The 19046-nt window shown below is 69.6% G+C and carries 21 protein-coding genes; 11 read left to right on the forward strand and 10 right to left on the reverse strand.

Annotated elements, in window-relative coordinates:
* Positions 1 to 103 precede the first annotated feature (103 nt).
* Complete coding sequence (locus tag AB0H84_RS12010) at positions 104 to 556, reverse strand: Lrp/AsnC family transcriptional regulator (protein ID WP_357602054.1); 453 nt, start codon at positions 554 to 556, stop codon at positions 104 to 106.
* 125 nt (positions 557 to 681) lie between these two features.
* Here AB0H84_RS12010 and AB0H84_RS12015 point away from each other — a divergent pair, with 125 nt between their 5' ends.
* Positions 682 to 1569, forward strand: coding sequence for a phenylalanine 4-monooxygenase (locus tag AB0H84_RS12015; RefSeq protein ID WP_357602057.1), 888 nt, complete (start codon positions 682 to 684; stop codon positions 1567 to 1569).
* A gap of 33 nt (positions 1570 to 1602) precedes the next feature.
* Positions 1603 to 2547 carry a serine hydrolase gene (locus AB0H84_RS12020; RefSeq protein ID WP_357602060.1) on the forward strand — a complete coding sequence of 315 codons (945 nt, stop codon included), beginning with the start codon at positions 1603 to 1605 and terminating at the stop codon, positions 2545 to 2547.
* Here the strand turns inward: AB0H84_RS12020 and AB0H84_RS12025 are convergent.
* Genes AB0H84_RS12025 through pstS form a run of 5 tightly spaced genes read right to left on the reverse strand, consistent with a single transcriptional unit; the run spans position 2516 to position 6999 of the window.
* A complete protein-coding gene (locus AB0H84_RS12025; RefSeq protein WP_357602062.1) occupies positions 2516 to 3241 on the reverse strand; it encodes a response regulator transcription factor in 726 nt (241 codons plus the stop codon). The two genes, AB0H84_RS12020 and AB0H84_RS12025, sit on opposite strands and share 32 nt — an antisense overlap.
* Positions 3241 to 4017, reverse strand: coding sequence for a phosphate ABC transporter ATP-binding protein PstB (pstB, locus tag AB0H84_RS12030; protein WP_357602066.1), 777 nt, complete (start codon positions 4015 to 4017; stop codon positions 3241 to 3243). The genes AB0H84_RS12025 and pstB overlap by 1 nt, the downstream gene beginning before the upstream one ends.
* 15 nt (positions 4018 to 4032) lie before the next feature.
* Positions 4033 to 4908, reverse strand: a complete 876-nt coding sequence (gene pstA, locus AB0H84_RS12035; protein WP_357602068.1) for a phosphate ABC transporter permease PstA — start codon at positions 4906 to 4908, stop codon at positions 4033 to 4035.
* On the reverse strand, positions 4905 to 5885 hold the full coding sequence (gene pstC / locus AB0H84_RS12040; RefSeq protein ID WP_357602070.1) for a phosphate ABC transporter permease subunit PstC: 981 nt from the start codon (positions 5883 to 5885) through the stop codon (positions 4905 to 4907). Before pstC ends, pstA begins: the two co-directional genes overlap by 4 nt.
* 7 nt (positions 5886 to 5892) lie before the next feature.
* A complete protein-coding gene (gene pstS, locus AB0H84_RS12045; RefSeq protein ID WP_357602072.1) occupies positions 5893 to 6999 on the reverse strand; it encodes a phosphate ABC transporter substrate-binding protein PstS in 1107 nt (368 codons plus the stop codon).
* 121 nt (positions 7000 to 7120) lie between these two features.
* Between pstS and AB0H84_RS12050 the strand changes: the two genes are divergently transcribed.
* Positions 7121 to 7594: a low molecular weight protein-tyrosine-phosphatase gene (locus AB0H84_RS12050; protein WP_357602074.1), complete on the forward strand. Its 474-nt coding sequence runs from the start codon at positions 7121 to 7123 to the stop codon at positions 7592 to 7594.
* Entirely contained in the window at positions 7581 to 8366 is a 786-nt protein-coding gene (locus tag AB0H84_RS12055) for a fructosamine kinase family protein (protein ID WP_357602076.1), read from the forward strand. Before AB0H84_RS12050 ends, AB0H84_RS12055 begins: the two co-directional genes overlap by 14 nt.
* Here AB0H84_RS12055 and hisN read toward each other — a convergent pair.
* From hisN to aroA, 3 genes are all read right to left on the reverse strand, one after another.
* Positions 8363 to 9181, reverse strand: a complete 819-nt coding sequence (hisN, locus tag AB0H84_RS12060; protein ID WP_357602079.1) for a histidinol-phosphatase — start codon at positions 9179 to 9181, stop codon at positions 8363 to 8365. The two genes, AB0H84_RS12055 and hisN, sit on opposite strands and share 4 nt — an antisense overlap.
* Before the next feature lie 222 nt (positions 9182 to 9403).
* Positions 9404 to 10444 (reverse strand): ribosome small subunit-dependent GTPase A, encoded by a 1041-nt coding sequence (rsgA, locus tag AB0H84_RS12065; protein WP_357603026.1) that lies wholly within the window; start codon positions 10442 to 10444, stop codon positions 9404 to 9406.
* Positions 10445 to 10607: 163 nt separating this feature from the next.
* The gene (gene aroA, locus AB0H84_RS12070; RefSeq protein WP_357602082.1) at positions 10608 to 11894 is read right to left on the reverse strand and encodes a 3-phosphoshikimate 1-carboxyvinyltransferase; all 1287 of its coding nucleotides are present in this window, start codon (positions 11892 to 11894) and stop codon (positions 10608 to 10610) included.
* Positions 11895 to 12003: 109 nt separating this feature from the next.
* Between aroA and AB0H84_RS12075 the strand changes: the two genes are divergently transcribed.
* Both AB0H84_RS12075 and AB0H84_RS12080 read left to right on the forward strand, forming a co-directional pair.
* Positions 12004 to 12750: an SOS response-associated peptidase gene (locus AB0H84_RS12075; protein WP_357602085.1), complete on the forward strand. Its 747-nt coding sequence runs from the start codon at positions 12004 to 12006 to the stop codon at positions 12748 to 12750.
* Between the two features lie 155 nt (positions 12751 to 12905).
* Positions 12906 to 13238 (forward strand): TraR/DksA C4-type zinc finger protein, encoded by a 333-nt coding sequence (locus AB0H84_RS12080; protein WP_357602087.1) that lies wholly within the window; start codon positions 12906 to 12908, stop codon positions 13236 to 13238.
* An 11-nt stretch (positions 13239 to 13249) separates the two neighbouring features.
* On the opposite strand, the gene AB0H84_RS12085 is transcribed toward AB0H84_RS12080, so the two are convergent.
* On the reverse strand, positions 13250 to 13993 hold the full coding sequence (locus AB0H84_RS12085) for a methyltransferase domain-containing protein (RefSeq protein ID WP_357602090.1): 744 nt from the start codon (positions 13991 to 13993) through the stop codon (positions 13250 to 13252).
* A gap of 309 nt (positions 13994 to 14302) precedes the next feature.
* On the opposite strand from AB0H84_RS12085, the gene AB0H84_RS12090 reads away from it, so the two are divergent.
* From AB0H84_RS12090 to AB0H84_RS12110, 5 genes are all read left to right on the forward strand, one after another.
* A complete protein-coding gene (locus AB0H84_RS12090; RefSeq protein WP_173526616.1) occupies positions 14303 to 14908 on the forward strand; it encodes a sigma-70 family RNA polymerase sigma factor in 606 nt (201 codons plus the stop codon).
* The gene (gene rsrA / locus AB0H84_RS12095) at positions 14905 to 15171 is read left to right on the forward strand and encodes a mycothiol system anti-sigma-R factor (RefSeq protein WP_357602094.1); all 267 of its coding nucleotides are present in this window, start codon (positions 14905 to 14907) and stop codon (positions 15169 to 15171) included. Before AB0H84_RS12090 ends, rsrA begins: the two co-directional genes overlap by 4 nt.
* Before the next feature lie 10 nt (positions 15172 to 15181).
* A complete protein-coding gene (locus AB0H84_RS12100; protein ID WP_357602097.1) occupies positions 15182 to 16123 on the forward strand; it encodes an NAD-dependent epimerase/dehydratase family protein in 942 nt (313 codons plus the stop codon).
* A gap of 221 nt (positions 16124 to 16344) precedes the next feature.
* Positions 16345 to 17694: an HD-GYP domain-containing protein gene (locus tag AB0H84_RS12105; RefSeq protein ID WP_357602101.1), complete on the forward strand. Its 1350-nt coding sequence runs from the start codon at positions 16345 to 16347 to the stop codon at positions 17692 to 17694.
* A complete protein-coding gene (locus AB0H84_RS12110) occupies positions 17691 to 18986 on the forward strand; it encodes an HD domain-containing phosphohydrolase (RefSeq protein ID WP_357602104.1) in 1296 nt (431 codons plus the stop codon). Before AB0H84_RS12105 ends, AB0H84_RS12110 begins: the two co-directional genes overlap by 4 nt.
* The last annotated feature ends 60 nt before the right edge of the window (positions 18987 to 19046 follow it).

Below are 19046 nucleotides of genomic sequence, written 5' to 3' on the forward strand. Positions count from 1 at the left end.
CGCCGATGGTACTGCACTCGGGAGGGTGTGGGAGAGTAGGTCACCGCCGCACAATATTTGTCGAAGAGGGCCATCCGGAAGGGTGGCCCTTTTTGTTTGGCGCTCAGCGGATGTTCAGGAGGGGCTCGATCCGGTAGGGGATCTGGGTGGACAGGGAGATGGTCGTGTCCGTCCGCTGCACCGCCGGTGACGCCAGGATGTGGGCGATGATCTCCTGGAGGTGGTCCGTTGTGCGCGCCACCACTCGGCACAGCAGGTCGTGCTGGCCGCTCGTACCGTGTACCTCCAGGATCTGCGGTACGGCCCGCAGCGCCTCCACGGCCTCCGCCAGGCGGCCCTGGGCGATCTGCAGCCACACGAACGCCAGGATGGGATAGCCGGCCTGTGCCGGTGACACGCTCGGGCCGAAGTCCTCGATCACGCCCCTGGCCGTCAGCTTCTCCACCCGAGCCTGTACGGTGCCGCGCGCCACTCCCAGCAGCCGGGCCAGCTCCGTCAGTCCGATACGGGGATGGGCGCGCATGGTCACCAGCAACCTCGCGTCCAGATCGTCCATGGCATGCCCTCTCAAGCTGTGCGATTCGACCAGAAATTTCCTTACTTAGGGTGCGAAAGCTAGCGTATCGCTCAGCTGAGCTGGGCGCTCTTGCCAGGAAAACCCGGGTTTGCTGTCATTTGGACATGTTTGAGGAAGCGCAGTACTTCGCCCCTGTCGCGGCCCAGGAGGACGGGTCGGTGGTGGTCGAGCTGTCCGCGTCCCACCCGGGGTTCGCGGATCCGGTGTATCGGGCGCGGCGCAACGCGATCGCCGGGCTGGCCGTCAACTACCGCCCAGGCACGCCCATCCCGGCCGCTGAGTACACCGAGCAGGAGCACGAGGTCTGGGCCCTGGTCACCAGGGAGTTGGCGGTGAAGCACGCCAAGTACGCCACCGCCGAGTATCTCGACGGCGTCGACCGGCTGGGGCTGCCGCAGGAGAGGATCCCGCAGCTCGAGGAGGTCTCGCGCCTGCTGGAGCCGCTGACCGGGTTCCGCTATCTGCCGGCCGCGGGGCTGGTGCCGCTGCGGGACTTCTACGGCGTGCTGGCCGACGGGTACTTCCACTCGACGCAGTACATTCGGCACCACTCCGTGCCTTTCTACACTCCGGAGCCCGACGTCATCCACGAGGTGATCGGGCATGCCAACGCGCTGGCGAGTTCCCGGTACGCCGCCCTCTACCGGCTGGCGGGCCAGGCCGCGCGCCGGGTCCAGTCGGAGGAGGCGCTGGAGTTCGTGTCGAAGGTGTTCTGGTTCACGCTGGAGTTCGGGGTCATGGGGGAGGCGGGCGAGCTCAAGGCGTACGGGGCGGGCATCCTGTCGTCGTACGGGGAGATCGAGGAGTTCCGCGGCATGGACATCCGGCCGCTGGACCTGTCCGCGATGGGCACGACCCACTACGACATCACGAAATATCAGGACGTACTGTTCCGGGCCGAGTCCCTTCAGCACTTGGAAGATGTCGTGGGCGACTTCTGGGACACCTGTGACGACGACTCGATCGCGAAACTCATCGCCGCCGCCGCCTAGCGGCTTGTCGCAATTTTTCGTGATAATGCGTCAATGGTGGCGCGCCGAGGACAGGCAGTACCACGCGCGGTCATCGCGCTCGCCCTGCTCGCCGGCCTCGTCCCGGCGTCGGCCCCGCGATTACCGGCGCCCGCATCCGCCACGTCCCTCGCACGGCAGGCTCCGGTGTTCCTGGGGATCCGCGAGGAGGCCACCGGGGCGCGGCTGGAGCAGGTCTCGGCCGAGGAGAGCCTGGCGCCGGTCCCGGCCAAGCGGATGAGCAGGCGGCTCGACGGCTATCTCGCGGGCCGGTCCGGGAAGGTCACCGCCATGGTCAAGGACCTGGCGACCGGGCGGCTCTACCGCTATCACCCGGGCGAGCGGTTGATCACCGCGAGCACCGCCAAGGCGCAGATCCTCATGGGTCTGCTGCTGAAGACCCCGTGGAAGAAGCTGCCACAGGCCGTCCGGCACGACGCCGAGATCATGATCCGCTACAGCGACAACCACGCCGCCGACCGCCTCTGGCTGCGCATCGGGGGCGCTTCCGGCTTCACCAAGGCCGGCAGGACGTTCGGGCTCAAGCACACGCGGGGCGTCCCTGGCGACTGCGTGGACCTGTACTGCTGGGGCATCACCCGAACGTCGGTGGACGACCAGATCCGTCTCATGCACGCCCTGGTGTCCCCCAGAAGCCCGCTCAGGGCCAAGGAGCGCGACCGGGTGCTCGACCTCATGGGCCGGGTCGTCGACGGCCAGAACTGGGGAATCAGCGCCGCCGCGTGCGAGGGCGACCGCGTGGCGCTGAAGAACGGCTGGCTCAAGCGCGTCTCGAACAAGCTCTGGGCCACGATCAGCGTGGGCCTGCTCAGGGGCGACGGGCACGACTACGCCATTGCCGTACTCACCGAGGGAAGCCCTCAGGTGGGGTACGGCATAGCGACCGTCGAAGGCGTGGCCAAGCGGATCATGCGAGACTTCCGGAAGTGCCCGGCGTGACCAGGCGGTAGCCGACGCCGCGCACGGTCTGGATGAGCTGGTCGTCCTCGTCGCCCAGCCGGGCGCGCAGGCGTTTGACGTGCACCGCGATCGTGTTGGTCGAGGTGGTCGCCGCGGCGTGCCAGACGTGACGCATGATCTGTTCGCGGGTGACCGTGCGGTCGGCGTTGCGCATCAGGTAGTGCAGCAACTCGAACTCCCGCAGCGGCAGGTGCACGGCCCGCCCGCCCACGCGTACCTGATAGGCCTGCACGTCCAGCTCGACCCCGCCCACGGCCAGCACCTGGCGAGACCCGGGCGAGGCCGCCTGGATGAACGGCAGCAGCTCCGTCACCCGGTAGGGCCGTGCCACGCAGGCGGCCGCGCCGGCCGCGAGGGCGCGCACCGCCTGCTCGGCGTGCCCCTCACCGACGCCGAGCAGCACAGGGACGGCGCGCGCGAGGCGTACCGCGCGGACGAACTCCACCGCGTCGATGACCGTGAGCGTGGCCGAGACGAGCACCACGTCAGGCTGCAGGGCCCCCGCCTGGAGGAGGCCCTGAGCACCGTCGGGCGCGCCCGTGACGGCCACGCCCTCGCGTTCGAGCGCCGTGGCGAGGTCCTCCACGACGGCGTCGTCGGGGTCGGCTATGAGCAGTACGGGCTTGGTCCGCGTGTCCCCGTTCACCGTGAGTGCCGCCTGCTGTTGGGTCATCAGCCGAAGCGCCCCGTGATGTAGTCCTCTGTGGCCTTCTGCGAGGGGTTGGTGAACATGCGGGAGGTCTCGTCCATCTCGATCACCTTGCCGGGCTTGCCCTGCTCGGCGAGATTGAAGAACGCGGTCCTGTCGCTGACCCGGGCGGCCTGCTGCATGTTGTGGGTGACGATGACGATCGTGAACTCGTCCTTGAGCTTGGCCATGAGGTCCTCGATGGCCAGCGTGGAGATCGGGTCGAGCGCAGAGCACGGCTCGTCCATCAGCAGGACCTGCGGCTTGACCGCGATGGCGCGGGCGATGCAGAGCCGCTGCTGCTGACCACCCGACAGGCCGGCGCCCGGCTTGTTGAGGCGGTCCTTGACCTCGTTCCAGAGGTTGGCGCCCTTGAGCGACTCCTCCACGATGCCGTCGACCTCCGACTTGCTGAACCGGCCGTTGAGCCGGAGCCCCGCGGCCACGTTCTCGGCGATCGACATCGTGGGGAACGGGTTGGGGCGCTGGAAGACCATGCCGATCATCCGGCGTACCGAGACCGGTGCGACGGTGGGGGCGTACAGGTCCTCGCCGTCGAGCATGACCTTGCCCTCGACGCGGGCGCCGGGGATGACCTCGTGCATGCGGTTTAGTGTGCGCAGGAACGTCGACTTGCCGCATCCGGACGGGCCGATGAACGCGGTGATCGAGCGGGGTTCGATGGTCATGGACACGTCCTCGATCGCCTTGTGCGACCCGTAGTACGCGTCGAGACCCGAGACCTGGATCTGCTTGGACATTACGTCGATAACCCCCTATCGGCCCCTGGCGGGCGCGCGCCACCAGGCGATCAGGCGCGCCACCAGGTTGAGCAGCATGACGATCAGGATGAGCGTGAGGGCGCCGGTCCACGCCCGGTCGATCGCGGTGTCGTTGGGCCGGGCCGCCTGGTCGAAGACGAAGAGCGGCAGGCCCATCTGCGGTCCGGTGAACGGATCGTTGTTGATGGAGTTGGTGAAGAAGACCGTCATCAGCAGCGGCGCGGTCTCGCCGGCGACCCTGGCCACGGCCAGCATCACGCCGGTGACGATGCCGGTGAACGCCGTCGGCAGCACGACCTTCAGGATCGTGCGCCACTTGGCCACGCCCAGTGCGTAAGAGGCCTCGCGCAGGTCGCCCGGCACCAGCCGGAGCATCTCCTCGGCCGACCTGACCACCGTCGGCATCATCAGGATCGACAGCGCGAGCGCGCCCGCCCAGCCGGAGAACTGGAAGCCGAGGAACAGAATCCAGAACGCGAAGACGAACAGGCCGGCGACGACCGAGGGGACACCGGTCATGACGTCCACGAAGAAGCTGATCGAGCGGCTGAGCCGGCCGCCGTTGCCGTACTCGACCAGGTAGATCGCGGTGAACAGGCCGATGGGGACCGAGATGAGCGAGGCGAGCAGGACCTGCTCCAGCGTCCCGATGATCGCGTGGTACGCGCCTCCGCCCACGTCACGGGCGCCGATGCCGCGCATCGAGTGGGTGAGGAACTCGAGGTCGAAGCGGGCCAGGCCGTTGGAGATGACCAGCCAGAGCACCGAGACGAGGGGCACCACGGCGAGCGCGAACGCCAGGTAGACCAGCCCCTGGACGAACTTGTCCTTGATCCGGCGGCCGGTCGAGATGTGCTGGATTCCCGTCATGCGCCGGACCTCGCGTACTCCTTGCGGCGGTTGATGACCAGGCGTGCGCCCATGTTGACCAGCAGCGTGATGACGAACAGCACGAGGCCGGAGGCGATCAGCGCGCCGCGGCCGATCTGGGTGGCCTCGCCGAAGCCGTTGGCGATGTTCGCGGCGATGCTGTTGGCGTGGGGCGTGAGGATCTCGAAGGTGATGTCGAAGGTCGCGGGGAAGATCAGCGCGACCGCGATGGTCTCGCCCATCGCCCGGCCGAGGCCGAGCATGGCAGCGCTGATGATGCCCGGGCGGCCGAACGGCAGCACGGCCATCCTGATCATCTCCCAGCGGGTGGCGCCGAGCGCGAGCGCCGCCTCCTCGTTCATCTTCGGCGCCTGGAGGAAGACCTCGCGGGAGATGGCCGCGATGATCGGCAGGATCATGATGGCCAGCACGATGGAGCCCGCGAGCATGGTCTTGCCGCCGATGGCGCCCTCGCCGGCGAACAGCGGGAACCAGCCGAGGTTCTCGTTCAGCCACTTCGACGGCTCGCGCAGCAGCGGCACCAGGAAGGCCAGTCCCCACAGGCCGTAGACGACGCTGGGCACGGCGGCGAGCAGGTCGATCAGGTAGCCGAGCGGGGAGGCCAGGCGGCGGGGCGCGTAGTGCGAGATGAACAACGCCACCCCGACGGCGATCGGGGTGGCGATGACCAGGGCGAGTGCCGAGCTGAGCACTGTGCCGAAGGCGAGGGCGGCGATGCCGAACACCTTCTGGCCGTTGGGATCCCAGGTCAGCTCGAAGAAGAAGGACGCCTTGTTCGCCTGCAGGGCGGGGATCGCCTCGCTGATGAGGAAGACGGCGATGGCCGCCATGATCGCCAGCAGGATGACGCCGGCCGCGGTGGAGACGAAGCGGAAGGGGCCTTCACCATGGGTGCGCCGCGAGGCGGACCGGCTCATGGCCGGCCCGCCGTCACGGGTCTTCAGATTTGTGGTCATGTGCGAATCAGGAGATCGCCTCGACAGCGGACCGGACCTTGGTGAGCAGGGTGCCCGACAGCGGGGCGTAGCCCAGCTCCTTGAGCGCCGACTGCCCCTCGTCGCTGGCGGTGTAGGTGAGGAAGGACTTGACGATCTTCGACTGGTCGGCCGGCAGCCCCTTCTCGCAGGTGATCTCGTACGTCACCAGCACGATCGGGTACGCGCCCGCGGTCTTGGTGGCGTAGTCGATCGACAGGGCGAGGTCGTTGCCGGTGCCCTTGATCTCGGCGGTCTCGATGGTCTTGGCCGCGCTCTCGGGGGTCAGCTCGACGTACTCGTTGGCGCCGTTGGCGACCTTGGCCTTCTGCAGCGAGGAGTTCTCGGCGTACGAGAGCTCGACGTAGCTGATCGCGCCCTCGGTGTCCTTGATGGAGGAGGCGATGCCGTCGGAGCCCTTGGCGCCCTGGCCCTTGGCCTCGGCGGGCCACGCCTTGGCGGGCTCGTACGGCCAGCCGCCGGTGGCCTTGAGGAACTTGGTGAAGTTGTCGCTGGTGCCCGACTCGTCCGAGCGGTGGAAGGCCTGGATCGGGGTGGACGGCAGCTTGGCTTGGGGGTTCTCGGCCTTGATGGCGGCGTCGTCCCACTTGGCGATCTTGCTGTTGAAGATGCCGGCGAGCGTCTTGGGGGAGAGCTGGAGGCCCTCGACGCCGGGGAGGTTGTAGACCACCGCGATGGGACCGGTGACCATCGGGATGTTGATGGCCTTGCCGGTCTTGCAGCGGGCGTCGGCCTGCGGGGCCTCCTCCGGCTTCAGCGCCGAGTCGGAGCCCGCGAAGGCGGTCGTGCCCTGGATGAACGACTGCACGCCCGCACCGGAGCCGCTGGGCTGGTAGTTGATGGTCACACCCGAGTTCGTGGCCGTGAAGTTCTTCGTCCACTCGGTGATCGCGTTGGCCTGGGCGGAGGAGCCCGCGGCCTGAATCGTGCCACTCAGACCATTGTCGTTGCCCGCGGCGGGGGCGCTGGCGGCCGTGGTGCCGCTGCCGCCGGGGGCGTTGTTGTCTGTGCCGCACGCAGCGAGGGAGAGCGCGCCGACGACGGCGACAGCGGCGAGCCGGCCTGCATACTTCACGGTTGGGTTTCCTCCCACTTGGTCCTTAGTCGCCATGAACGTATGCAGCCAAGGTGACTTGAACCCCCCGACGAGGGTGAACGTTCGGTGAACGCGCCCGGTCGCCCCCATGATGGGAGTTATGACCTATCGCGTATGCCTGGTGTGCATGGGAAACATCTGCCGATCCCCCATGGCGGAGGTGGTGCTCCGCCAGACGCTGGCCGACCGCGGGCTCGGCGACCGCGTCACCGTCGAGAGCGCCGGGACCGGCGGCTGGCACGTCGGTGACCCCATGGATGAACGGGCGCTGGCCATCCTCGAGCAGCACGGTTACGACGGCGCGGCTCATCGGGCCAGGCAGTTCACCCGGGACTGGTTCGACCGCTACGACCTCGTGCTGGCCATGGACCGGGACAATCTGGCCAACCTACGCCGGATCGCGCCTTCCGGGGTGGAGGTGCAGCTGTTCCGGGCGTTCGACCCCGCAGCCGAGGAAGGGGCCGAGGTGCCCGATCCGTACTACGGGGGCCGCGAGGGGTTCGAGGAGGTGCTCGCACTGGTCGAGTCCGCCTCCGAGGGCGTGGCCAAGCACATCGCCGATGAGATCGACTGAGAGCCTGGGCTCGTCCCACGGATGGCGGCTGCTGCGGGGCGTGCTGGACGACGGGCGTGAGGTGTTCGTGAAAAGCGGGGCCGCCTCAGAGATGTTCGCCTCGGAGGCGGCCGGGCTGCGCTGGCTGGGCGAGGCGATCACGGTGCCCGAGGTGGTCGAGGTCGGTCCCGATCGGCTCGTCCTGTCATGGGTACGGGAGGAGGCGCCCAGCGCGGCGGCGGCCGAGCGCTTCGGGCGCTCGCTGGCCCGGATGCATCGGGCGGGGGCCGCCGGTTTCGGCGCGCCGTGGCCGGGGTTCATCGCCGAGCTGCCGATGGACAATGCGCCCGCCGCCGACTGGCCCTCCTTCTACGCCTCCCGGCGGGTGCTGCCCTTCGCCCGGCAGGCCGGGCTGTCCTCATCCGACCTGGCGCTCGTCGAGCGGGCAGTGGAGCGGTTCGCCGCGGTGGCGGGGCCTCCGGAGCCGCCCGCGCGGATCCACGGGGATCTGTGGAGCGGGAACGTGCTGTGGTCGGAAGGGTCGGCGGTGCTGGTCGATCCCGCGGCCCATGGCGGGCACCGGGAGACCGACCTGGCCATGCTGGCGCTTTTCGGCCTACCGTACCTCGACCGGGTGCTGGGGGCCTACCACGAGGAGTTCCCGCCGGCGGAGGGCTGGCAGGAGCGGGTACCGCTGCACCAGCTGCATCCGCTGCTCGTCCACGTGGTGCTGTTCGGCGGGTCCTACCGTGACGGGTTGATGAACGCGGTACGGCGGGTGCTGGCGCTCTAGACCCCGTGGATCGGTGAACCCTGGGTGAACGTGGTGCCGTTGAGGCGGTCGATCACCTCGTCGTGCAGGATCCCGTTGGTGCAGACCAGGCTGCCGCCCTCCAGCCCCCGCACCCCGGCGACGTCGGTCCAGCGGCCGCCGGCCTCCTCGACGATCACCGTGAGCGCCGCCATGTCCCAGGGCGACAGCTCGGGCTCGGCCGACAGGTCCGCCGATCCCTCGGCGACCATCATGTGCGACCAGAAGTCGCCGTACGCCCTGGTGCGCCAGCAGGCCCGGCCGAGGTCGAGGAAGTTCTCGAGCTTGCCCGCCTTCTCCCATCCGCCGAAGCTGGAGTAGGAGAACGAGGCGTCCTCCAGGCTGGACACGGAGGAGACCCGCATCCTGGACGCCTTGGTCAGGCTCTTGCCGGTCCACGCGCCGCCCTCGGTCGCCGCCCACCATCTGCGGCCGAGCGCCGGGGCCGACACCAGGCCGACGACGACCCTGCCGTACTCCATGAGCGCGATCAGGGTCGCCCACACCGGGACGCCGCGTACGTAGTTCTTGGTGCCGTCGATCGGGTCGATGATCCACGAACGGGCGCCCCAGCCGGTCTTCCCGAACTCCTCGCCCACGACCGCGTCGCGCGGTCTCGCACGGCGCAACGTGCCCCGGATGGCCTCCTCCACGGCACGGTCGGCGTCGCTGACCGGCGTCAGATCGGGCTTGGTGTCGACCTTGAGATCGACCGCCTTGAACCGCCGCATGGTCAGGTCATCGGCGGCGTCCGCCATGACATGCGCGAGGCGAAGATCATCGTTATAACCCTGCACGGTCGCCAACGCTACCGGAATTGTCCTCAGTGCTCCGGCTTCAGGTCGGGGGTAAACCGGACTTTTCCGTGGGACTGGACAAGAACTGCTGTTTTGCCGTGAAGGTAAAAGGACGTCCAGATCAGCTGATTCCCCTGTTTGGCGCCCATGATCGCGACAGAGAATGAGGCTCACACTTTGGCGGGAAAGTGTGATTCGACCGGGTGCCGGGTGATAAGCGGGTCAGGGGGCGTCGTCGAGGGTGCCTTCGCGGCTGGAGAGCAGGCGGCGGAGTGACTCCAGGCGGACCGGGTCGGCGTTGCCCTTGGCGACCCAGGCGTCCAGGGCACACTCGGGGCCCAGGTGAGTGCAGCCCTTGGGGCAGTCGACCGTGCCTTCCACGAGATCCGGGAACGCGGCCAGGACCGTCTCCATGTGTACGTGCGCCAGGCCGAAGCTGCGCACGCCCGGCGTGTCGATGATCCAGCCGCCTTCCGGCAGCTCCAGGGCGACGGCCGAGGTGGAGGTGTGGCGGCCCCGCCCGGTCACGGCGTTGACCTGGGAGACGGCGCGGTTGGCGTCGGGCACCAGGGCGTTGACGAGAGTGGACTTGCCGACGCCTGAGTGGCCGACCAGGACGCTGATGCGGTCTGCCAGATGGTCGCGGAGCTCCTCCAGAGGGCCGCCCTTGTGCACGACCACGTGCTGGACGCCCAGGGGCTCGTAGAGGGAGACCAGCTCGTCGGGCGGGGCGAGGTCGGACTTGGTGAGGCAGAGCAGCGTCTCGATCTCGGCGTCGAAGGCCGCCACCAGGATGCGGTCGATCATGCGGGGCCGGGGCGGCGGGTCGGCCAGGGCGGTGACGATGACGAGCTGGTCGGCGTTGGCCACGACCGGGCGCTCGATGCCGTCGGTGTCGTCGGTGTCGTCGGCCGAGCGGCGGAGCATCGAGGTGCGGGGCTCCACGCGTACGACCCTGGCCAGGCTGTCGGGGCGGCCGGAGACGTCGCCGACCAGGGCGACCCGGTCACCCACGACGATGCCCTTGCGGCCCAGCTCGCGGGCCTTCATGGCCACCACGAGGCGGCTCTGCGGCTGCTTGCGCTTCTGCGCGGAGCCCTTCGGGCGCTCCGGCTCGACCAGCGTGGTGTAGCGGCCGCGGTCCACGGCCACCACGAACCCTTCGACAGCGTCCTCGTGCGCAGGACGGATCCGGGTCCGCGGCCTCGAGCCCTTGCCCGGCCGGACCCGTACGTCGTCCTCGTCGTACTCCCGCTTTCTCAGCGGTCTGCTCCCATGCGCTCTCTCCCTCTGTGGGCATGCGGCAATGACGTCGTGCCGGTGGATCTCGCCATAGGGACGGCCGAACCCCACGTGCCGCCCTTTTCCGACGTGCCCGGCGTTTCCCTCGTGAAACCCGCCGCTGGAGGGCGGCGGCAAGCCCCGGTCATCGGCCTTCCAGCATGCCGGTCCACATCTGGACGAACTCGGGGAGGGTCTTGGCCGTCGTCGCGATGTTCTCCACCTCCACGCCGGGCACCCTGAGGCCGATCACGGCTCCGGCCGTGGCCATGCGGTGGTCGTCGTAGCTGTGGAAGGTGCCGCCGTGCAGCGGGCGGGGGCGGATGATCAGGCCGTCCTCGGTCTCCTCCGCGTCGCCGCCCAGGCGGTTGATCTCGGTGGCCAGCGCGGCCAGGCGGTCGGTCTCGTGGCCGCGCAGGTGGGCCACGCCCCTGATGCGGCTCGGCGTGGTCGCGAGCGCGGCGAGGGCGGCGATCGTCGGGGTCAGCTCGCCCACCTCGTGGAGGTCGGTGTCGAGGCCGGTGATCTCGCCCGTCGGCCGCCCGGTGACCACCAGGTCGGATCCGTCGGGGGAGCGGGTGACCTCGGCGCCCATCGCGCCGAGCAGGCCGCGCAGGGCGTCGCCCGGCTGGGTGGTGTGGGCCGGCCAGGCGGGGATCGTCACCGTGCCGCCCGTGACCAGGGCGGCGGCCAGGAACGGGGCCGCGTTGGACAGATCGGGCTCCACCGTCATGTCCCTGGCCGCGATCGGGCCCGGCTCGACGCGCCACACGTCGCGCTCGCTGTCGTCCACCGTGACGCCCACCGCCCTGAGCATCTCCACGGTCATCTCGATGTGCGGCTGCGAGGGGACGGGCGGGCCGACATGGCGGATCGTGACGCCCTTCTCGAACCGCGCCGCCGTCAGCAGCAGCCCGGAGACGAACTGCGACGAGCCCGAGGCGTCCAGCGTGACCTCGCCGCCGGCCGGCGGCCCGCTGATGGTGAACGGGAGCGCGTCGTTGTCGACGCGCGCGCCCAGCGAGCGCAGGGCGTCGAGGATGGGGCCCATCGGGCGCTTGCGGGCGTGGGGGTCGCCGTCGAAGGAGACCGGGCCGTCGGCCAGGGCGGCCATCGGCGGGACGAAACGCATGACCGTGCCCGCCAGCCCGGCGTCGATGCTCGCGCCGCCCCGGATCGGGCCCGGCGTCACCTGCCAGTCGACCCCGGCGGCGCTCTCGCCGGCGGCCACCAGGGTGGCGCCCAGGGCACGCAGGGCCGAGACCATCAGGTCCGCGTCGCGGCTGCGCAGCGCCCGGCGCACGACGCCCGGGCCGTCGGCGAGGGCGGCCAGGACGAGCGCGCGGTTGGTGACCGATTTGGAGCCGGGCAGCGAGACGGCGGCGGTCACCGGAGCGGTCGCCGTGGGCGCGGGCCAGTGCGTAGCGGGCATGGTCAAAGACTACTGGGAGCGGCAGGGCGGGTTCACGGGCCTGTGGACGACCTTTCGTAGGCTGTGGACATCAGGCGCGGGTGAAGGACGTACGTGGCAGGGTGGGGTTATGTGCGGTAGATACGCCTCGGCGCGCAAGAAGCACGAGCTGCTCGAGGAGTTCCAGGTCGAGCAGGACGGCGATCCCGACAAGGAGCTCGGCGCCGACTACAACGTCGCGCCGACCAAGAACGTCTACGCCGTGCTCAGCCGCGTCCCCAAGGAGGCCGAGCGGGCGGTACGACAGCTCAGGATCGTCAAGTGGGGGCTCGTGCCCGCCTGGGCCAAGGACCCGTCGATCGGCTCCCGGCTGATCAACGCCAGGATCGAGACGGTGGCCGAGAAACCGTCGTTCCGCCAGGCGTTCGCCAAGCGCAGGTGCCTGCTCCCGGCCGACGGCTACTTCGAGTGGATGCCCGTCGAAGGCGAAAAGAAGAAGAAGCAGCCGTACTTCATCCATCCGGAGGACGGCGGCGTGCTGGCCATGGCGGGCCTGTACGAATTCTGGAAGGACCCGTCGCGCGCCGACGACGACCCGCTCAAATGGCTGGTGACCTGCACCGTCATCACCACGGACGCGGAGGACGACCTCGGGCGCATCCACGACAGGATGCCCATGATGATCGAGCGGGAGCGCTGGGAGGAGTGGCTCGACCCCAAGGTCAACGACGTCGACCGGGCCACCCGGCTGCTGGTGCCCGCCGAGCAGGGGCGGCTCACGGCGTATCCGGTCTCCACTGACGTCAACAACGTCAGAAACAACGGCCCGGATCTCATCAAACCGCTACCCGAGGGGGAGGAAACCGCCCTTTTCTAAAGGTGTAAGAAGCGCTGTAAGTGGGCATCCGGTGAGGAAAGCGATGCATCCGTTCACTCGGTGTCACCGCCAAAAAAGCCCCCTAATTGCGCCGGGCGGGACAACCGGGGAGTCCTAGCCGCGGGTTGCCGTGATTCACCCGGAGGTGCGGATTCGTGGACGTCACGACCGCTCGTGAGCGGCTGGAAGACATGCTCGCGGAACTGGACCGGTCGATCGGGGTCCTCCAGGGCGACCCCGTCGCCGTACGCGAGCACTCGGCGGCCGACGCAGGCTCGGACCTGACCGACGCCGACCGCGCGCAGGCCATGCTGGCCGTCGCCACGACGCAGCGCCGTGCCGTGATCGAGGCGATCAAGCGCCTGGAAGAAGGCGTGTACGGCCGGTGCGTCGACTGTGCCCAGCCGGTGCCTGAAGGACGGCTGGAGGCACGCCCGGAGGCCGCGCGCTGCGTGCAGTGTCAAGGCAAGCAGGAGCGGCGCCGCTGACGCCAAGGGAGTCAGGCTGTCTTGCGGCAGCTGGCCACCAGGTGGATGCCGACCGTGTCGTCGTCGTCCGGATGGGCCTCCAGCTCCGTGCGCACCAGATAGTTGAGCGCACGCGCGTCGGACCCGAGGACGTGGTCCACCGTGGACGGCGACAGCACCGTGCGCGGCCGCATCCACTCGACCTCCAGGCCGGCGCCCACCAGCAGCTCGCGCAGCTGGCCGCTGCTGAAGCAGCGCGTGATGCTGCCGTCCGGCCACGGCACGAGCATGACCTCGCCGGTCTGCCGCAGGTGCTGCCACTGCTCCTGCTCGGCCAGGATCGCCATGCCCAGCACCAGCGAGTCGACGCACACCAGCGCCCGCCCGCCCGGACGCAGCACCCTGGCCACGTCGTTCATCGCGGACTCCGCCATCAGCTCGATCGACAGCACGCGCTCCTCGGCGAGCACCGCGTCGACGCTCGCGTCGGGCAGGAACGCCAGATCGTCGGCGCGTACGTGATGGACCCGGTCGGCATCCCGCAACCGCGACTGCCCGTCGACGGTGCGGCGGAAGTCGAGCACCTCGATCACCTTGTGCCCTGCCCTGGCCGCCTGGCCGGACCAGCGCCCCTGGCCGCCGGAGAGATCGAGGATGACGGAGGGGTCGGCGGGGAGCCATCGGTTGAGTTGTTCGGCGGCGACGGCGCGGTAGAAGGTCCAGTACGGCCCGAGCGTCCCTGAGCCGTTCAGTTCCTCGGCCGGAATGGGCAGCACACGCGACTCCTGGGTTCCGGGTAAAGGGCTACCAGCCGGTACGTATGGACGTTCCCCGCACCGGGTCCTTCGTACCTTCTATCTTGCGGGAACAGACAAGGGCGCGGGTGTGTTGCGACGAGCATGCTCGCTGTTGTTGATGGTCGCGACCGCTTCGGCGGTCGCCGGCTCGGCACTCGCTCACTCCCGCCGAGCTCCTTGGCTCGCATGGCTGACCCCCTCCCCACCGACCGGCGCGTCTTCGGCCAGCGGGTATCCTCCCCTGAGTACGGTGTTCCGCAACAGCCGGCCACCGGTGATCTTAGGGGGGTGGGTCCGGTGCCCGCGACAGGCGCGGAGACGCTGGAGCAGCGGAGCGAGCGATTCGAGCGCGACGTGATGCCGTATCTCGAACAGCTCTACTCCGCCGCGCTCCGGATGACCCGGAATCCCGCGGACGCGGAGGATCTGCTTCAGGAGACCTTCGCCAAGGCGTTCGCGTCGTTCCACCAGTTCCAGGAGGGCACCAACCTCAAGGCGTGGCTCTACCGGATCCTGACCAACACGTTCATCAACAGCTACCGCAAGAAGCAGCGTGAGCCTAAGCAGTCCGGCACGGAGGAGATCGAGGACTGGCAGCTCGCGCGGGCGGAGTCCCACACCTCGAGCGGGCTGAAGTCGGCGGAGGTCGAGGCGCTCGAGCACCTGCCCGACGGCGACATCAAGCAGGCGCTCGCGGCCCTGCCGGAGGAGTTCAGGATCGCGGTCTACCTGGCCGACGTCGAAGGCTTCCCCTACAAGGAGATCGCCGACATCATGGGCACGCCGATCGGCACTGTGATGTCGAGGCTGCACAGGGGACGCAGGCAGCTCCGGGGCCTCCTTGAGGACTATGCTCGCGAGCGGGGCCTGGTCCCGGCGGAGGGATCGAAATGAGCTGTGGCAACCCGCATGACACCGACTGTCGCGAAGTGCTCGACAAGGTCTACGCCTATCTCGACGGCGAGCTGACCGAGACCGACGTCGTGGAGATCCGGGTGCATCTCGACGAGTGCGGCCCGTGCCTGAAGGAATACGACCTCGACAAGGCGGTCAAGGCGCTCGTGCACAAGCACTGCGGCTGCGACCCGGTCCCCGCGGACCTGCGTTCCAAGGTGCTGGCTCGCATCGCGCAGGTCAGGTCGGAGCTGTCCGACTAAGATGCACACCATGCGTGTGCTGGTCACCGGAGGCGCCGGGTTCATCGGGTCCAATCTCGTCGATCGCCTGCTCGCCGAGGGGCATGACGTCGACGTGGTCGACGACCTGTCGTCCGGTTCCAGGGACAACCTGGCCGAGGCCGCCGAGAGCGAGCGCTTCCGGCTGCACGTGCTCGACGTGCTCGATCCCGCGCTGCCCGGCCTCGTGGCCGGGCTGCAGCCGGAGGTCGTCTGCCACCTGGCCGCCCAGATCAGCGTGCGCAAGAGCGTGGCCGACCCGAGGCGCGACGCCAGGGTCAACGTCGAGGGCACCGCGGCCGTGCTGGCCGCGGCCCACGAGGGACGCGCGCGCAAGGTGGTGTTCGCCTCCTCCGTGGCCGTCTACGGCCGGCCTGCCACGATCCCCGTGCCCGGCGACGCGGCCACCGACCCGCGCTCGCCGTACGCCGCGTCGAAGCTCAGCGGCGAGACCTACCTCGCCGCCTTCCGCGCCCTCTATGGCATCGAATACACCGCGCTGGTGCTCTCCAACGTCTACGGCCCGCGCCAGTCGCCCGAAGGCGAGGCCGGCGTGGTCGCGATCTTCACCGACGCGCTGCTCAGCGGCACGCCCACGGTCGTCTACGGCGACGGCGACCAGACGCGCGACTACGTCTACGTCGACGACGTGGTCGAGGGGTTCGTCGCGGCGTGCGGCCAGCGGGGCGACGGCCGCAGGTTCAACCTCGGCACCGGCATCCAGACCACCGACCGGCGGCTCCACTCGCTGATCGCCGACGCGGCGGGCGCCCATGATCACCCTGGGTTCGCGCCGCCGCGCCCGGGCGACCTGCCCGCCATGGCGGTCGATCCGGTGCCCGCCCACGAGGGCCTCGGCTGGCAGCCGCGTACGGACCTGCCGACCGGGGTGAAGAAAACGGTCGAATGGGCGAGAAATCGTCGCCAGAAGTAGTGGCTTGATTACGCTTTGCTTGCGATTTCCGACTCTGCCCGTGCGGTGACGTCCTGTTCTGTAGCGTGAACTCCAGAAGTCGACGTGGAGGCATGTGGATGATGAAGGTTACGGTCGCCCGGCTGCTCACGGCCATCCTGTTGATCACCCCGGTGATCATGCTGATCGGGGGAGCGGTTCCTCCCGGGGTGTCCTGGACCTGATCTCCGTAGGGGGCCGCAATGCGTGATCTGCCGTGGCCTGCAAGGGTCTATCTGGTCGCCGTGATCGGGGCGGCGGCCGCTCTCATGGCGCGCAGCGTGATCGTCTCCGGCACCCTCGTGGCGCCGGAGGATCTGGACGTCCTGCTGGTGCTCGCCCTGCTCTTCCTGGTGTGCGAGTCGATGCCGACGCTGCTCAACGTGGAGCAGTTCGCGGTGTCGGTCAGCTTCTCCGCCTCGCTGGCGGCAGTGGTGCTGATCGGGCCGGAGGGCGCCGCGCTGGTCGGGCTGACCGCGGTGCTGAGCGTGCGCCCCGGGCTGCCGCTGATCAAGCGGCTGTTCAACGGCGCGCAGTTCGCCATCTGCGGCTACGCGGCCGGGCGGATCTACGAGGGCCTCGGCGGGCAGGTCGGCGTGCCCCAGGTCAACGCATTCGACGATCTCATCGGCCCCTACGCCGCGGCCACCGCCGTGTTCGTGCCGCTCAACATCGCCCTCACCCTGACCATCGTCGGGCTGGCCACGCGGGTGCGGGCCACCGAGGTGCCGATGCGCGGCATGGCCCAGTTCCTGCTGTCGTACCTCGGCTACGGCACGTTCGGGCTGCTGGTGGCCGGGCTCTGGGCCACCGTGCAGTCGATCTCGGCGGTGCTGGTGCTGCTGCCGCTGTTCGTGGCGCGATGGGCGTTCGGGCAGTATCACGCGCAGCAGCGCTCGTACGACGCCACCATCGCCGCGCTCTGCCAGGCCGTGGAGACCAAGGACTACTACACCCGAGGCCACTGCACGCGGGTCTCGCTCGCCTCTTCCATGATCGCTCAGGAGATCGGCATGGGCCCCGAGCGGGTGCGGGCCATCCGCTACGCGGGCATGCTGCACGACGTGGGCAAGCTCGGGGTGCCGACCAAGGTGCTGCAGAAGGACGGGCCGCTCACCGAGGAGGAGTTCGCCGCGATCCAGCTCCACCCCATGCGCGGCCTGGAGATCGTCCGCGGCATCGGCTTCCTCGACGAGGCGTACGCCGGGATCATGCACCACCACGAGCGCCACGACGGCACCGGCTACCCGATGGGCCTGGCCGGTGACGAGATCCCCGAGTTCGCCAAGGTCATCGCGGTGGCCGACGCGTTCGACTCGATGACCTCCGACCGCTCCTACCGCGGCGCCAGGCCCGTCGCGGAGGCCCTCGACGAGCTGCGCAAGACCGCGGGCACCCACTTCGACCCGGTCATGGTCACGGCCTTCATCCGCGCGCTCGATCGGGAGCCGTGGCAGCCGCCGCGCAAGGTCGAGGCGCCGCCGCCCGACGAGACCCCGATCAAGGACCACGACGACCCGACGATGCCCATCCAGGTCGTGACCGGGCAATGATCACGACGGAGCGCCGCCCGAGGCGCGCAGAACGCTCGCTCAACACGGTCCTGCGCCGGCTGGACTCCGGCCAGCTGCTGCTCATCTGCGCGGCGGGCCTGGTCGCGGTCGCGGGCGTCGCCCACACCGCCGCCGTCGGGCTCGACCGCCCGGAGATCGCGGTCGGGTTCGGGGCGCTGATCGCGGTCGGCGAGCTGGCCAGGCTCACCATGCCGGGCAACAGGGAGGTCGCGCCCATCGGCGCCGCCGCCGCCCTGGGCTACACGCTGCTGCTCGACCTCAGCCAGCACCCGCTCCGCCACTCGGCGCTGCAGGTCGTGGCCGTGATCGCGGTCGGGATGCTGGCCGGGGCGCTCCCGCACCTGGCGGTCGGGCGTCCGCCCCGGCTGGACGCGATGGCGCGGCGGCTGCTCACCGGGGCGCTGCTGGCCTTCGCGTTCCGCCCGCTGGCCGACCCGCTCTACGCGCTGACGAAGCCGCCGACCAGCACGTGGTGGCCCGCGCTCGTGGTGATGGTGACGCTCATCGCGATCTCTCTCATGATCGACGTGCTGATCGCCGCGCTGCTCCGGGCCGAGCAGGTGCGCACGGCGTTCAGGGTGGCGGTGCGAGACGAGATCAACATGGCCTTCCCACTGGGCGCGGCCGTGGCCTCGTCGGGCGTGCTGCTCGCGCTGGCCACGCACAGCATGGACCTGGTCGCGCTGCTGGTGTTCGCCGCGCCGCTGCTGGTCACGCAGGTGGCCTTCAGGAAGTACGCCGGGATCCGCGCGACCTACCTGCAGACCGTACGAGCCCTGTCGCGGGTCACGGAGGTCGGCGGCTATGTCGAGCCCGGCCACTCGCGCCGGGTGAGCCGCCTGGCCGTGGCGATCGGCAGAGAGCTGGGCATGGCCGAGCCCGAGCTGCTCGAGCTGGAGTACGCCTCGCTGATGCACGACATCGGCCAGCTCTCGCTGCGCGACCCCATCCCCGGGGGCGCCACGGTGCTCACCGAGCCCGAGCAGGCGCGGCGCATCGCCGAGCTGGGGGCCGAGGTGATCAGGCAGACCGGCGTGCTCGACCGGGTGGCCGACGTGGTGAAGCGGCAGTGCGATCCGATCGCCGACGACCCGCCGCTGTCGAGCCGCATCATCAAGGTCGCCAACGCCTACGACGACCTCGTAGGGCCCTCCACCGACCGCGACCGCGCCGGGGCCGCGCTGGAGCGCATCCGGTTGTCGTCCGGCAGCGCGTACGATCCTTCGGCGATCGAGGCGCTCACCCGCGTGATCGACCGCGGGCGCGTCTAGCCCGTACAACCGCTGTCGCGTTTCGGACCCCTCACAATTGTCGGGTTCCTACAGATCGCG

This window comes from Nonomuraea sp. NPDC050786, assembly GCF_040654115.1.
Classification (GTDB): domain Bacteria; phylum Actinomycetota; class Actinomycetes; order Streptosporangiales; family Streptosporangiaceae; genus Nonomuraea.

Excerpts from the sequence above, each read along its gene's own strand:
- AB0H84_RS12025 (WP_357602062.1), bottom strand. The coding sequence starts at position 3,241 with ATGACCCAACAGCAGGCGGCACTCACGGTGAACGGGGACACGCGGACC.
- AB0H84_RS12110 (WP_357602104.1), top strand. The coding sequence starts at position 17,691 with ATGATCACGACGGAGCGCCGCCCGAGGCGCGCAGAACGCTCGCTCAAC.
- pstA (WP_357602068.1), bottom strand. The coding sequence starts at position 4,908 with ATGACGGGAATCCAGCACATCTCGACCGGCCGCCGGATCAAGGACAAG.
- AB0H84_RS12020 (WP_357602060.1), top strand. The coding sequence starts at position 1,603 with ATGGTGGCGCGCCGAGGACAGGCAGTACCACGCGCGGTCATCGCGCTC.
- aroA (WP_357602082.1), bottom strand. The coding sequence starts at position 11,894 with ATGCCCGCTACGCACTGGCCCGCGCCCACGGCGACCGCTCCGGTGACC.
- pstB (WP_357602066.1), bottom strand. The coding sequence starts at position 4,017 with ATGTCCAAGCAGATCCAGGTCTCGGGTCTCGACGCGTACTACGGGTCG.
- rsrA (WP_357602094.1), top strand. The coding sequence starts at position 14,905 with ATGAGCTGTGGCAACCCGCATGACACCGACTGTCGCGAAGTGCTCGAC.
- AB0H84_RS12105 (WP_357602101.1), top strand. The coding sequence starts at position 16,345 with ATGCGTGATCTGCCGTGGCCTGCAAGGGTCTATCTGGTCGCCGTGATC.
- pstC (WP_357602070.1), bottom strand. The coding sequence starts at position 5,885 with ATGACCACAAATCTGAAGACCCGTGACGGCGGGCCGGCCATGAGCCGG.
- AB0H84_RS12010 (WP_357602054.1), bottom strand. The coding sequence starts at position 556 with ATGGACGATCTGGACGCGAGGTTGCTGGTGACCATGCGCGCCCATCCC.
- AB0H84_RS12055 (WP_357602076.1), top strand. The coding sequence starts at position 7,581 with ATGAGATCGACTGAGAGCCTGGGCTCGTCCCACGGATGGCGGCTGCTG.
- AB0H84_RS12075 (WP_357602085.1), top strand. The coding sequence starts at position 12,004 with ATGTGCGGTAGATACGCCTCGGCGCGCAAGAAGCACGAGCTGCTCGAG.
- AB0H84_RS12050 (WP_357602074.1), top strand. The coding sequence starts at position 7,121 with ATGACCTATCGCGTATGCCTGGTGTGCATGGGAAACATCTGCCGATCC.
- AB0H84_RS12100 (WP_357602097.1), top strand. The coding sequence starts at position 15,182 with ATGCGTGTGCTGGTCACCGGAGGCGCCGGGTTCATCGGGTCCAATCTC.
- AB0H84_RS12015 (WP_357602057.1), top strand. The coding sequence starts at position 682 with ATGTTTGAGGAAGCGCAGTACTTCGCCCCTGTCGCGGCCCAGGAGGAC.